Raw genomic sequence first — 12,958 nt, 5'->3', positions numbered from 1 at the left:
GAAATCCTGAACGTAGTGCCCGGCACTCTCTCAACCCAGCAATTGTGAACTTTTGATAAATAACTGAGCCGTCATAACGCAGCACTTTTCCGCTTTTTTGGCGCTGAAGGCTTTGTGATCGAGCGCCCACTCCAACCAGAAACCGTCGATGAGGGCAGTAATGGTCAACGCCCCGGCCTTTGCATCGATCTCGATCCCCTGCTCGGCGGCGATCTCGCGGAATACTGACTCCAGCTCCTTGCGATAATCGCTGTAGAGCTTTTTGTTCAGCGCGCGCAGCTGTTCGGACGAAACCGCGGCGCCCCAGAAGCCCAGCCAGGTAGTCAGGATGAATTCGTTGAAGATCTTGCCCCTGAACGAGGAGCGAATAATCGCCAACAGCCGATCCTCAGCTGAACTGCCTCGAACCTCCATGTACTTGCGGGTTTCTTCGCGCAGTTGATTGGTCAACTCCTGATAGGTGGACAGCATCAACTCTTCCTTGCTGGAAAAGTGATGACCGATCAACCCAATCGAAATGCCGGCCTCGGCACAGATACGCTCAATGGTGCTTCCGGAATGACCGAACCGGGTGATGCAGCGCATCGTGGCTTCGACAATGGCCTTGCGGCGCGTCTCGGGGTCTATTCGCGTTCGGCGTTTCTTTACTTCAGACATACTGGTTTCGCTACTCATCGAGCTGCCCTAAATCAAATCCTTGTCCGCCGTCAGGCCGTAAAGACAGGCCGGCGCACTGAACGACGCGCCAATTTAGCAACTTTTCGAGGCGTCAGGCGCAGGAATTAATTCGGCGGGCGAATCGAGCAGTAAGCAAGAGCACATGAGCATGAGCCAAGAAGCACATCCGTGAAGGAACTCACCGCCCGTTGCGGGCGGTGAGTGCTGCTTAAATACCGGTTTCCAGACCTTTGTCCAAGCCGTCGATCCGCGACAGCTCTTCATGGATATTCTGCGAGCGGCACAGCCACCAATAGACCACTGCCGACACTGCCAGACCGACCAGCATGCTGACATCCGCACCGTCTAGCTTTGCGGCGATGTAGCCGGTGTAAATTCCGGTGTTGGAGAACGGCAGCATCGCCACGAAACCCGCCACGTAGGCGCCGATGCCTCGCAGGTTCCATTTCCCGTAGATGCCGTTGGGCTTGAAGATCTCTCGGATGGAAAACTTGCCGTGACGAACTTTATAGAAGTCGACCAGGTTGATCGCCGTCCACGGGGTGAACAGGTAGAGCAGGATCGCCAGGAAGTCTCCAAAATCCTTGACGAAGTTGTCCGAGGCCGTCATGGCGATGAGGATGGCCGTACCGCCGACAACCCCCATCGAAATGATGCGCTTGAGCAAGGTTGATTTCTGCGTTTTCACCGTGTCCGCGATGCTCAACAGCGTGATTGAGGCACCATAGAAATTCTGCGCGGCACTGGTCACCAGGCTGAGTACAGCAAGGATCAACAGAAACTCACCGAACCCACTGAAGAGCATGTTGCCAAGCATCACCAAGCCTTTGGCGAGGTTCTGCCCCGGGCTCAACGCAGCCGCCAGTGCACCGATCAGCATCATCCATACGCCGCCGATCATGGCGCCCATGTAGGTCCACCAGAACGAAGAACGCACGCTGACATTGGCTGGCAAGTAACGCGAGTAGTCAGACACATAGATTGCCCAGCTCAACTGGTAAGCCGCCGCAACGAAGAACTGAGCAAGGAACGGCGTTGCCTTGAAACCGGAAACGCTCAATTGATCCGCAGGGAGCTTCACGAAGATGAACAGCCCGACGGTGAACACAAGCATCACGGCTATCAATATGAACGCCAACGCCCGTTGAACCTTGTGGAAGGTGTTGTAACCGGCAATCGCCATGATGATCGCCAGCAATGAGAAGGCAATAGCCGAACCTTCTTCCGGGGCATTGAACAACTCATGCAGGGTCTGCCCGACCAGCAATTGGTTGAATGCGTTGTAGCCGACGTAAGTGGCGATCGCCACCACGTACACCAGTAACGCGCCCAGGTAACCAAACTGCGGTCGGGACTGGATAAGCTGAGGCAGCCCCATTTGCGGGCCCTGCGTCGAGTGGCCGGCCATGAACAGGGTACCGAATGCGCACCCCAGGAAGATCGCAATGGCCGACCAGAACAGGTTGGCCCCCATGCCGACGCCGATGATCCCGACCGCCAGCGTCGTCAGGTGCGCTTCGCCGCAGAACCAGATCGGCCACAAGTGCCAGGCTTTGCCATGCCGCTCGGCGAGCGGCACATAATCAATGGAGCGTGTTTCGAGATTCAGACGTCCTTTGGACGCAGTTTCGCTGGAAGATGACATAGACATTTGCACCTTTTTTATTGGTTTTGGCAGCACGGCACGGTGTTCAATAGCGGCCGGCGGGATTAATGCCGGGCTTGGTCGATGGCTTGTTTGAGCAACGCCTCGAGTTGCTCGAGCGAGCTGTCCCTGGGGTTCGTCAAACGGGCGGGATCGCCAAATGACTTCCTTGCCACCTCAGTAACGTCTGCATGTTTGACGCCCAGAATGGACAAGGACTTGGGGATATTCAGGCTGTCGAGTTTCGCGCACACGGCGTTGTAGAACGTCTCGAAACTCGCATCCGGCAAGTCGAGCGCCTGAGCCACAGGTTTGAGGCGGCGGCTGATGTCCTGCTCGTTGAAGCGCAGTACCACTGGCAGAATGACCGCGTTGGTCAGCCCATGGTGAGTGTTGTAGGTAGCACCGACCATGTGACTCAGCGCATGCACAAGCCCCAACCCTTTGAGAAAGGCGACACCGGCCAGGCATGAGCCGATCAGCATCTTGCCCCGTGCTTCCAGATCCTGGCCGTTGTTGACGGCGGTATCGATGGAGGTCCAGAGCAGGCTCAGAGCCTGCAACGCCGCACCATCGCTGAGCGGGTTGAAGCTCGGTACGAAGTAAGCTTCCAGCGCATGAATGATGGCATCGCAACCGGTCCATGCCGTCAGGTTGGCCGGCAGGCTCTGCGTCAATTCAGGATCGAGGATTACCGCTGCAGGCCGTGCCTTTGGGTGCCAGACACAGCCCTTTATGCCCCGCTTCGAATCCGTGAGCATGGCCGTGCTTTCGGTTTCGGCACCGGTGCCGGCGGTGGTTGGAATGGTGATCACCGGCGGGAAGTCCGCCGCGCTGAAACCAGCAGGTACAGGATGGTCGAAATCGAACGCCCACAGCCCGCAACGTTGCTGTCGTGCAATCAACGCAACCGCCTTGCCCCCGTCCAGGCCGCTGCCGCCACCCAGGGCGATAATGCCATCGGCATCCCATGCTTGATAAGCCGATGCACCGGCCATGACCGACGCATCGGTGGGGTTGGGTTCAATGCCACCAAACAGGCCACATTCAAGGCCGGCTACGGTCAACGCCTGTTGCATCTGGCCCACGAACGGCAGATTCAGCGAGCCTTGATCAGTAATAATGATCGGACGAGAGATGTTGAACTCCTGACAGAGTTCGACCAGCTTATGACGTGCGCCCGGGCCGTACTCCATTGGCAACGGAACGGTCCATTTTTGATAACCCAAAGCTGACAGATTGTTTTCCACGAAGCTCACCTTAACAGCAACGAATGATGGTTGATTTCAACTCGGTGTACTTGCTCAGGGCATGAGCAGAATTGTCCCGACCATTTCCGGATTCCTTGAACCCGCCAAACGGGAAGTTCATGTCCACCAGTTCGTCATAGCAATTGACCCATACCGTCCCAGCCTTGAGTTTGCGCGTGGCGGTACGAATGGTTTTGATGTCGGACGACCACACTGCTGCCGCCAGGCCGTATTCCGTCTGATTGGCGATGGCGATCGCTTCATCCAGCGTGTCGAACAGGATGACCACCAGCACAGGGCCGAAAATCTCTTCGTTAGCGATTCGCGCTGAAGCATCCTCGGCGAGAAAAATCGTCGGCTCCAGGTAGGCGCCTGCGTCGGCCAGCGACAACCGATTGCCACCGCTCAAGAGTTGCGCTTGCTGCTTGCCGATCTCGATGTAGCTGCAAACCCGGTCTAACTGCGCGTTGTCGATGATCGCGCCGGTGACGGTTTGTGGATCCAGTGGATGCCCCGGCTGATAGCCTTTGCTGACTTCCAGCAACTCGCCGATCAGTGCAGTCGCAATCGAACGTTGCACCAGCAGTCGCGAACCGGCACTACAGATCTGGCCCATGTTGGAAAAAATCGCCGCCGCCGCTGAACGTGCTGCCTGAGCGATGTCCGGGCAGTCGGCCATGACGATGTTGGCCGACTTGCCGCCCAGCTCCAGCCAGACGCGCTTGAGGTTCGAGGCAGCGGCATTTTTCGCAATCTCGCGACCGACTTTGCCGGAACCTGTGAAGGCGATGCAGTCGACGTCCGGGTGCAAGCTCAAAGCCCGGCCCGCAGCACCGTCGCCGGCAACGACGTTGAACACGCCCGCAGGAATCCCGGCTTGCAGCGCCAGCCCGGCAATGCGCAACGCGCTGAGGGGGGACTTTTCGGAAGGCTTGAGTACGACACTGTTACCTGCGGCCAATGCCGGAGCGAACTTCCACGCGGCCATCAACAGTGGGTAGTTCCAGGGCACCACCGCTGCAACGACACCCAAGGCCTGATGGGTGACAGTGCCGAAGAACTGCGGATCGGTTGCAGGGACCTCGCCGTGAACCTTGTCCACCAGCTCGGCAAACCATTGCAGGCAATAAATCGTGCCAGGAAGATCGCCGCCCGTGGTATCGCCTATCGGCTTGCCGCTGTCGAGACTTTCGAGCAACGCCAGTTCCTCTGCGTGTGCCTCCAGCAATGCAGCCCACTTCAACAAAACAGCCTTACGATCCCTGGCGGATTTGTCCGCCCAGACCCCAGCATCGAAACTGCGGCGGGCAGCTGCTACGGCGAGGTCGACATCGACCTCTGCACACAAGGCAACGGCAGCCAATGGCTTGCCATCAATCGGACTTTGCGACCAGAACGTCGCACCGTTGCAGGCATCGACGTAGGCACCGTCTATAAACGCACGGCCCTCGATTTGCAACTTTTCACTTCTCTCAAGCCAGTAGGCATGGTCTTTGATCTGCGGCATGCAACACCTCATCTTGTTCTTTTCAGGCTGCGGCGATGCTAGATCATACTGAAAACTCATTCAATAGCCGATCATCACTCTATTGAAAATATGTTCAATAAAAATGCCCGCGAATGCGGGCATTGGCGACTGTCAAAAAAGGAGGCTGCTTGATCTTTTGCGCAAGCAACTGGTCGCTTTCCGTCAATATCAGCCCTTTCATGCGCCCTAGATTACCTCCCAGGCAGGCGACTGTGCCGTGCAGTCAGCCGCCCTGGAGGAGATCTGCTCATGCATTCGCTCGATAACCTGAAGCACCAGGCACCGGTAGTCGGCTGGGATGAACAAGACCCCGAAGAAGCCTTCACCTTGCCTTCGCGTTACTTCTTCGACGAGACGCTGTTCAAGGCCGAACGCGACAATATCTTTATGCGTGCCTGGCATGTGGCCGGGCACAAGAATGAATTCAGCGCTCCGGGCCAGTACGTGGTCTGCGACCTGTTTGACCAGAGCATCGTGGTCGCACGGAACATGAAGGGCGAAATCCGCGCCTTCCACAACGTCTGCCAGCACCGCGGCAACCGCTTGCTGGACTCGCGCCGTGGCAACTCCGGCGGCGTGGTGCGCTGCGCGTATCACTCCTGGTGCTACGAAATGGACGGCAGCCTGCGCAGTGCGCCGCGTTGCGAGCGCATCAAGAATTTCGACAAGCAAGACTTCAACATTCCGCAAATCCGCATCGAAGAACTCGGCGGTTTCATCTACTTCAACCTTGACCCCGAGGCGCCTGCGCTGGCAGAACTCTTTCCTGGCGCGGACGAGGAAATGCACCGGGTTTTCCCCGATATGGACAAGATGCGCCTGATCGAAGAGCAGGACGTGATCGTGCCGGCCAACTGGAAGGTGATCATGGACAACTCCATCGAGGGCTACCATTTCAAGTTGTCCGGGCCTTGCCATATCGACCTGGCCAAGCTGATCGACTTCAAGGGCTACAAGCTGACCAAGCGCGAGAATTGGTGGACCTACATCGCGCCCGCCAACCTGGAGGCGCAAAACGCCTATGGCGTGGACTTGAAAAGCGAGCGCAATCCCCAGGAATGTTTCTTCAATATCGGCCTGTGGCCGAACAACACTTTCTACACCTTCCCGTATTCCGAGTTCCTCGGCACGTTCATGATGATCCCACTCGATGCCGAGCGTTCGCTCTTGCGCTTCGGCTATTACTCGACCCACGAGCAGACCGCCGAAGTGAGCAAGGCCTGCATGCGCTGGATGAACGAAGACCTGGGACCCGAAGACATCGCCCTGAACATTTCGGTGCAGAAAGGCTTGCACTCCCGGGGTTACGACCAGGGGCGCTACATGATCGATGCCCAGCGCAGCAATGAGAGCGAGCACCTGGTTCACCATTTCCACAGCCTGGTGTTCAAGGGCATTCATGGCCAGGACGCGTGCTGAGGCCGCTCACGACAGGGGAGGATGAGCGATGCCCGGACACCAATACGACTATCTGATTGTGGGCGCGGGTTCGGCCGGCTGTGTGCTGGCCAACCGGCTCGGGGCCGACCCGAGCGTGAAGATACTGCTGCTCGAAGCGGGCCCGGTCGACAGCAGCTGGACCATCGACATGCCCTCGGCCGTGGGCATGGTTGTTGGCGGCACCCGTTACAACTGGAGCTACAGCTCGGAGCCTGAACCTTATCTGGATAACCGGCGCATTGGCACGCCGCGCGGGCGCACACTGGGCGGCTCTTCGTCAATCAATGGCATGGTCTACGTCCGTGGCCATGCCCGCGACTACGACGCCTGGGCGCAGCAGGGCTGTACCGGTTGGAGTTATCAGGAGGTCTTGCCCTACTTTATCCGCTCGCAGCACCATGCCCAGGGCGCCGACGCCTACCGGGGTGGCGGGGGGCACTTGCATGTAACGCCGGGTGACATCAGCACGCCGTTGTGCGCGGCCTTCGTTCAGGCGGGCGTGCAGGCCGGGTACGGTCAAAGCAACGACCTCAACGGCTACCGCCAGGAAGGCTTTGGGCCGGTCGACCGCACGACCCGCAAGGGGCGCCGCTGGAGCACGGCCCGGGGTTATCTGGCGCAGGCCATGGCGCGCGGCAATGTCACCGTCGCCACCGGCGCGTTGGCGTTGCGCATTCTGTTTGAAGGGCGCCGCGCCGTGGGCATCGAGTATGAACAGAACGGCCAGGTGCACCGGGCCCATGCCCGCCGCGAAGTATTGTTGACCGCCGGGGCGATCAATTCGCCACAATTGCTGTTGCTCTCCGGGGTGGGCCCGGTCGACGAGATCCGTGCGTTGGGCCTGCCAGCGCAGCATGATTTGCCCGGGGTAGGGCGACGCTTGAATGACCATCCGGATGCCGTGGTGCAGTACCTGTGCAAAAAACCGGTGTCCATCTACCCCTGGACCCGGGCACCGGGCAAGTGGTGGATAGGCGCGCGCTGGTTTGTCAGCCACGACGGGCTGGCCGCGAGCAACCACTTCGAGGCCGGGGCTTTCATCCGCTCGCGGGCCGGGGTCGAACACCCTGATCTGCAGCTGACCTTCATGCCGTTGGCCGTGCAGCCAGGCAGCGTGGACCTGGTACCTGCCCATGCCTTCCAGATCCACATCGACTTGATGCGTCCGACCAGCCTGGGTAGCGTTACGTTGAAAAGCGCCGACCCGCGTCATGCGCCGCGCATCCTGTTCAATTACCTGAAGACCGAGCAGGACCGTAATGACATGCGCGCAGGCGCCCGGCTGGTCAGGGAAATCATGGATCAGCCGGCCATGCGCGAGCTCAAGGGCGCCGAGCTGTTGCCAGGCCCTTCGGCGTACAGCGATAGCGAGCTGGACGCCTGGGCCCGGAGGGTGACGGAAACCGGTTACCATGCCAGCGGCACCTGCAAGATGGGCCCGGCCAGCGATCCGGAGGCGGTGGTCGACCCGGAACTTCGGGTGCATGGCCTGGAAGGGTTGAGGGTGATCGACGCCTCGATCATGCCGACTATCGTCAGCGGCAACACCAACGCGCCGACGGTGATGATTGCGGAGAAGGCCAGCGATATGATTCTCAATCTGCCACCATTGCCCAAGGCCCAGGTACCGGTATGGATTCATCCGCATTGGCGCAGCCAGCCAAGATGACAGCAACCCTTGATACGCAGAGGCGCAGCATGAGCAACGGATCAGGCGTGGGTGGAGTGGATTGGCGGCAGCAAGGTGCAGATCCGTTGCGTATTGCCGTGTTGATGCTGCCGTCGTTTTCCAACCTGGGCCTGGCGGCGATCCTCGAACCCTTGGCGATCGCCAATTGGCTGGCCCAGCGATCGCTGTTTGAGTGGACCCTGCTGTCTCTGGACGGCCAGCCGGTGCAGGCCAGCAATGGCGTGTCGAGCATGGCCCAGGCTGCAATCCAGACCGAGCAAGGTTTCGATGTCTGCTTCGTCATCGCCAGCTTCGATGTCCACAAGCACAGCCAGAACCATCTGCTCAAAAGCTGGCTGAGGAAGCAGGCGCTGTTCGGCGCGGTGCTGGCCGGTGTGGAAACCGGCACCGAACTGCTCGCCGCCGCCGGGGTACTCGATGGCTATGAGGCGGCGGTTCACTGGGACAACCTGCAGGGGTTCCAGGAAAGCTATCCGCGCGTACAGGCCAAGCCTCAGCTCTATACATTGCAACGCCAGCGCCTGACCTGCGCCGGCGCCACCACCACCCTGGACATGATGCTGGGCTGGCTTGGGCAAAGTATCGACAGCGACCTGGCCCGGGAAATCGGCATGCACCTGTTGGTCGGGCGGGTGCGTGAGCCGGCTCAAAATCAACTCGACGGTGACCAGTCCAACACCCGGCTCTACAGCGGCAAGATGCGCCGGGCAGTGATGCTGATGGAACAGGCGCTGGAAGAGCCGCTCGATTGCGAGGCAATTGCCAGCCGGGTCGGGCTGTCCCAACGCCAGCTGGAGCGACAGTTCAAGCACTACACCGGGCTGTCGCCACTCAAGTACTACATTGCGTTGCGCCTGGCCAAGGCCCATAGCCTGCTGCAGCAGACCAAGCTGAGCGTGGCGCAGGTCGCGGCCAGCTCCGGGTTCGGCTCGTTGGAGCATTTCTCCCGGGCCTACCGCGCCCGGTTCGGCTGCCCGCCGAGCGAGGATCGCAGCCAGACCTGGACGGCGCCGGTGATGCGTCAGCCGTTGGGTAGGGAGCCCAGGCAGACGACGGTGAAGGATTGAAAATAGCTGCGACCGCTGTGCGGTCGGGCTGGTGTGCCTCTGCGACAGCCTGCGGCAGCGGCTACATGCCCGTGTGACGCCGAACCCAAGCCGCTGCCGCAGGCTCGGTGCGCCGCTGCGACGCTCGGGCGCGCAGCGCCCGCAATAACATTCAACCGCGATATCCAGGCTCCTCCTCATCCAGAATCCCCATCAGCGCTGCAAAATGCTTCTCGGCAAACCCCGGATAATCCAGCCACTGCCGCGCAGTCTTGCGGGCGACCTCGTCGCTGGCAATACGCAAGGGCAGCCCCGTCGATAATGCAGTGATGTAGGTCTCGCAGGCGCGCTCGAAGTAGTACAGGTCGTCGAATGCCTGGGCAATGCTCGGTGCCGCGACCAGCAGTCCATGGTTGCCCATCAACAGGATCGGCTTGCTGTCCAGCAGCAGACTGACCCGTTGCGCCTCGTCACCCAGGCCCATGCCGTCGAAGCCTTCGTCGATGGCCACCCGCTCGAAAAAACGCATTGAATTCTGCTCGATTGGCGGCAATCGCGAGTCGGCCAGGCACGCCAGCACCGTTGCATACCTGGAGTGCGTGTGCAGAATGCAGCGCGCCTGCGGCTGGTTGCGGTGCAGGGCACTGTGTAAGGCCCAGGCGGTGATGTCGGGGGCATCGGGGCGATCCAGGGTGCTCGGATCGTCGGCATCGACCACTATCAAGTCGCTGGCCCTGAGGCGCGAGAAGTGCTTGCCATACGGGTTGATCAGAAACTGACGCCCGTCGCTTGAGACCGCCACGCTGAAATGATTGGCGATCGACTCGTGCATGCCGAGCCTGGCAGCCCAACGAAAGGCACAGGCCAGATCGGTTCGCTGCTGCCAATGGTCCAGGTTCATGTCGGAGCGCTCGGCGGCTTTTATCATGGTTTTTCCCCTTGTCAGGCTGGCAGGTGGCGCGGCATTCGATGCTGCGCTTTTGTCCTGCGAGTGTAGGAGGGCAGATTTCATGGGCTTGATGCGAAGCGACTTTTGCTGACGTTATTGCTGCCAGCGTGCGCCGCATGTGGGGGAGCGCGCCGGTGCCAAAGCGGCAGCGATTTGCCGCTTTTGATCAATCACTCGCAACGTGCCTGGCCGATATTGACGCTATCGAGTCGTCAGCCAGGAGATGCAAATGTCGGACATGCAGCTGTTTATCGACGGGCAATGGGGAGGGAAAATCCCAATATCGTGTTCGCCGACGCCGACTTCGAAGTGGCCCTGGACCAAGCGCTCAATGCTGTGTTTTTCAATGCGGGACAAATCTGCTCAGCGGGTTCGCGGCTGCTGGTGGAAGACCCGATCCATGATCGTTTCATACACGCATTGCAGCAGCGCATTGCCCGTATCCGCCTGGGCAACGGGCTGGACCCGTCGACCCAGATGGGACCGGTGATTTCCGCGAGCCAGCGAGACCTGGTGCTGACCATGATTGCCGGGCCATGCGCATTGCCCGGGAAGAAATTTTCGGCCCGGTCATCACCGTCGAACGCTTCAGCGGCGAGGAGCAAGCGCTCCAGCTGGCCAATGACACGCCGTATGGACTGGCAGCCGGGGTCTGGACCCAGGACCTCGGCAAGGCCTATCGAATGGCCCGGCGTTTGCGGGTGGGTACGTTATGGATCAACGATTACAACGCAGCATTTCCCCAAGCGCCCTGGGGCGGCTACAAATCCAGCGGCATTGGCCGGGAACTGTCGCGTGCGGGGCTCGATGAGTTCACTGAACTCAAGCATGTCTACCTCAATACCACCCCTGCAGCCTTGCATTGGTTTGGTGTATCACAAGACCGATAAAAACAAAAAAATCTCAACACCAGCCGGCACTTGCCGGTCGCACGCTGCCGACGACAACCTGAAGGAGTCATGTCCCATGAAAGCCTGTACATCGCTGCTGTTGACCGCTGCACTGAACTTGCCGCTGCTGGCCTACGCGCAAGAGCCCGAGTCGTGCAGCACCGTGCGTTTTTCCGATGTCGGCTGGACCGATATCACGGTCACCACCGCCCTGGCCAGCGAGGTGCTCGAATTGCTGGGTTACACCACCCGGACCACGCTGCTCTCGATACCGGTGACCTATAAATCCCTGGCCGGGGGCAAGGACATCGATGTCTTCCTCGGCAACTGGATGCCGACCACGGAAAGCGACATCAGGACGTATCGCGAAGCGGGCACCGTGGAAACCGTCCGGGCCAACCTTGAAGGCGCCAAGTACACCCTTGCCGTGCCGGGCTATGCCTATGATGCGGGGCTGAAAAGCTTTGCCGATATCGCCCGCTTCAAGCAGCAACTGGACGGCAGGATCTACGGCATCGAACCCGGCAACGACGGCAACCGGCTGATCCAGGCCATGATCGACAAGAATGCCTTTGGGCTCAAGGACTTCAAGCTGGTCGAGTCCAGCGAGGCGGGGATGCTCTCGCAACTCAAACGGGCCGCCCGCAAGAACGAATGGATGGTGTTCCTGGGGTGGGAACCACACCCGATGAATACCCGTAACGACATGAAATACCTCATCGGTGGCGACGATTATTTCGGCCCGAACCTGGGCCAGGCAACCGTCTACACCAACGTGCGCAAAGGTTATCTGCAGGAATGTGGCAACGTCGGAAAGCTGCTGCAGAACATGGTATTCACACTGAAGATGGAAAACCAGTTGATGGACGCGGTCCTCAACGACAACCAGAAGCCGCGCGACGCCGCCAAGGCGTGGATCAAGGCCAACCCGCAGGTGCTTGAAAACTGGCTGGTGGGTGTCAGCAGCCGCGAAGGCAAACCTGCGATGGAAGTCGCCAAGGCCAATCCGGGGCCTTGAGGGGCGGTCCATCGGCCACAAGAGCGCCGGAGCTGTTTTGGCCGGCGCTGGGCGATTTCCCCTCCAAAGTACTGAGACGCACTCCTGGAACGGAGAGCGATGTCCGGAAATCGGATATTGGTCTGGCGCTATCTCCGGTAACCTTCGCCATGTGAACAAAAACAACAATGGAGACCTGGCGATCTCCCTTAGCACCAACGGCCACCGCGCCCGCTGCGTAGCACAAGCGCATGGCTGCCGGAGGAGCGCACGTAGCCGCAGTCCTAATCAAAAAGCGAGCGGGACATTATATCCGCAAAATGTTTCGGTAGCAGTGGTTGAGGGAGGGTGCTGGGTACCTCATTTTCGCGTGCGCGAAAAAAATCCTTAGTTGGTAGCCGATTTAGCAGCTAAATCATTGGCGGCAGGCCGGGACGGCCTGCGGTGGGGGTGCTGGATCTGACTATCGATCAACAGGTTTCTAACTTCGTGGCCACCACGACCGGCGTGAACAACAGCCCGACATTGACTAAGCGTCAATTGACCACTGACGTGCAGATGCGTAGTGGTGAAGTGGTAATTTTGGGTGGTTTGACGGAGGAAAAAACCACGGGGGCTCAGACTGGTTTGTCTTTCTTGCCTTCGATGTTTCGTTCCAAGGTTAGCGAATCGAGTAAGTCAGAAATACTTTTAGTCATTCAGTTGATGAAGATCTGAAGGGCAGGGCATTGAAGCTACGCTACACAAGGAGCGGTACGCCCGCAGCGCATCAGCGCGAGGATGTGCCGTGACGGTGTGGCAATAGCAGTTCGGACGCGACCACATATAACTCAACTAAATAGTCA

Annotated in this window: 11 protein-coding genes and 1 pseudogene; 7 read left to right on the top strand and 5 right to left on the bottom strand. The window is 59.4% G+C overall.

From position 1 onward, the window contains the following. Positions 1 to 30 precede the first annotated feature (30 nt). The 4 genes from betI to NVV94_RS13290 all read right to left on the bottom strand — a co-directional run bounded on the left by betI (position 31) and on the right by NVV94_RS13290 (position 5,080). Complete coding sequence (gene betI / locus NVV94_RS13305; RefSeq protein WP_258447563.1) at positions 31 to 657, bottom strand: transcriptional regulator BetI; 627 nt, start codon at positions 655 to 657, stop codon at positions 31 to 33. Positions 658 to 886: 229 nt separating this feature from the next. Further along, positions 887 to 2,329, bottom strand: a complete 1,443-nt coding sequence (locus NVV94_RS13300) for a cytosine permease (RefSeq protein WP_258447562.1) — start codon at positions 2,327 to 2,329, stop codon at positions 887 to 889. Between the two features lie 59 nt (positions 2,330 to 2,388). Then, entirely contained in the window at positions 2,389 to 3,573 is a 1,185-nt protein-coding gene (locus tag NVV94_RS13295; RefSeq protein WP_258447561.1) for an iron-containing alcohol dehydrogenase, read from the bottom strand. Positions 3,574 to 3,583: 10 nt separating this feature from the next. Further along, positions 3,584 to 5,080, bottom strand: a complete 1,497-nt coding sequence (locus NVV94_RS13290; RefSeq protein WP_258447560.1) for an aldehyde dehydrogenase — start codon at positions 5,078 to 5,080, stop codon at positions 3,584 to 3,586. Positions 5,081 to 5,350: 270 nt separating this feature from the next. Between NVV94_RS13290 and NVV94_RS13285 the strand changes: the two genes are divergently transcribed. The 3 genes from NVV94_RS13285 to NVV94_RS13275 are packed head-to-tail and all read left to right on the top strand — an operon-like array spanning position 5,351 to position 9,298. Next, positions 5,351 to 6,520 carry an aromatic ring-hydroxylating dioxygenase subunit alpha gene (locus tag NVV94_RS13285; protein ID WP_258447559.1) on the top strand — a complete coding sequence of 390 codons (1,170 nt, stop codon included), beginning with the start codon at positions 5,351 to 5,353 and terminating at the stop codon, positions 6,518 to 6,520. A gap of 28 nt (positions 6,521 to 6,548) precedes the next feature. Continuing rightward, positions 6,549 to 8,210: a choline dehydrogenase gene (locus NVV94_RS13280; protein WP_258447558.1), complete on the top strand. Its 1,662-nt coding sequence runs from the start codon at positions 6,549 to 6,551 to the stop codon at positions 8,208 to 8,210. 29 nt (positions 8,211 to 8,239) lie between these two features. Continuing rightward, positions 8,240 to 9,298 carry a GlxA family transcriptional regulator gene (locus tag NVV94_RS13275; protein WP_258447557.1) on the top strand — a complete coding sequence of 353 codons (1,059 nt, stop codon included), beginning with the start codon at positions 8,240 to 8,242 and terminating at the stop codon, positions 9,296 to 9,298. A gap of 151 nt (positions 9,299 to 9,449) precedes the next feature. Here the strand turns inward: NVV94_RS13275 and NVV94_RS13270 are convergent, their stop codons facing one another. After that, positions 9,450 to 10,178, bottom strand: a complete 729-nt coding sequence (locus NVV94_RS13270) for a class II aldolase and adducin N-terminal domain-containing protein (RefSeq protein ID WP_258447697.1) — start codon at positions 10,176 to 10,178, stop codon at positions 9,450 to 9,452. A gap of 309 nt (positions 10,179 to 10,487) precedes the next feature. Here NVV94_RS13270 and NVV94_RS13265 point away from each other — a divergent pair. The 4 genes and pseudogenes from NVV94_RS13265 to NVV94_RS13250 form a co-directional block, all read left to right on the top strand. Then, a pseudogene (locus NVV94_RS13265) lies at positions 10,488 to 10,694 on the top strand (aldehyde dehydrogenase family protein); the annotation flags it as partial. Between the two features lie 68 nt (positions 10,695 to 10,762). Continuing rightward, positions 10,763 to 11,116 (top strand): aldehyde dehydrogenase family protein, encoded by a 354-nt coding sequence (locus NVV94_RS13260; protein WP_258447696.1) that lies wholly within the window; start codon positions 10,763 to 10,765, stop codon positions 11,114 to 11,116. A gap of 76 nt (positions 11,117 to 11,192) precedes the next feature. Then, positions 11,193 to 12,134, top strand: coding sequence for a choline ABC transporter substrate-binding protein (locus NVV94_RS13255; RefSeq protein WP_258447695.1), 942 nt, complete (start codon positions 11,193 to 11,195; stop codon positions 12,132 to 12,134). 423 nt (positions 12,135 to 12,557) lie between these two features. After that, a complete protein-coding gene (locus NVV94_RS13250) occupies positions 12,558 to 12,830 on the top strand; it encodes a hypothetical protein (RefSeq protein WP_258447556.1) in 273 nt (90 codons plus the stop codon). The last annotated feature ends 128 nt before the right edge of the window (positions 12,831 to 12,958 follow it).

Origin of the sequence: Pseudomonas sp. LS1212 (assembly GCF_024741815.1) — a bacterium.
Classification (GTDB): Bacteria; Pseudomonadota; Gammaproteobacteria; order Pseudomonadales; family Pseudomonadaceae; genus Aquipseudomonas.
Note: the sequence above shows the minus strand (reverse complement) of the source record. Positions and strands in the feature narration are given on the sequence as shown.

Bases quoted from the DNA above. Each gene is read 5' to 3' on its own strand.
- NVV94_RS13285 (WP_258447559.1), top strand. From the start codon at position 5,351: ATGCATTCGCTCGATAACCTGAAGCACCAGGCACCGGTAGTCGGCTGG.
- NVV94_RS13280 (WP_258447558.1), top strand. From the start codon at position 6,549: ATGCCCGGACACCAATACGACTATCTGATTGTGGGCGCGGGTTCGGCC.
- betI (WP_258447563.1), bottom strand. From the start codon at position 657: ATGTCTGAAGTAAAGAAACGCCGAACGCGAATAGACCCCGAGACGCGC.
- NVV94_RS13270 (WP_258447697.1), bottom strand. From the start codon at position 10,178: ATGAACCTGGACCATTGGCAGCAGCGAACCGATCTGGCCTGTGCCTTT.
- NVV94_RS13300 (WP_258447562.1), bottom strand. From the start codon at position 2,329: ATGTCTATGTCATCTTCCAGCGAAACTGCGTCCAAAGGACGTCTGAAT.
- NVV94_RS13260 (WP_258447696.1), top strand. From the start codon at position 10,763: ATGCGCATTGCCCGGGAAGAAATTTTCGGCCCGGTCATCACCGTCGAA.
- NVV94_RS13255 (WP_258447695.1), top strand. From the start codon at position 11,193: ATGAAAGCCTGTACATCGCTGCTGTTGACCGCTGCACTGAACTTGCCG.
- NVV94_RS13275 (WP_258447557.1), top strand. From the start codon at position 8,240: ATGAGCAACGGATCAGGCGTGGGTGGAGTGGATTGGCGGCAGCAAGGT.
- NVV94_RS13290 (WP_258447560.1), bottom strand. From the start codon at position 5,080: ATGCCGCAGATCAAAGACCATGCCTACTGGCTTGAGAGAAGTGAAAAG.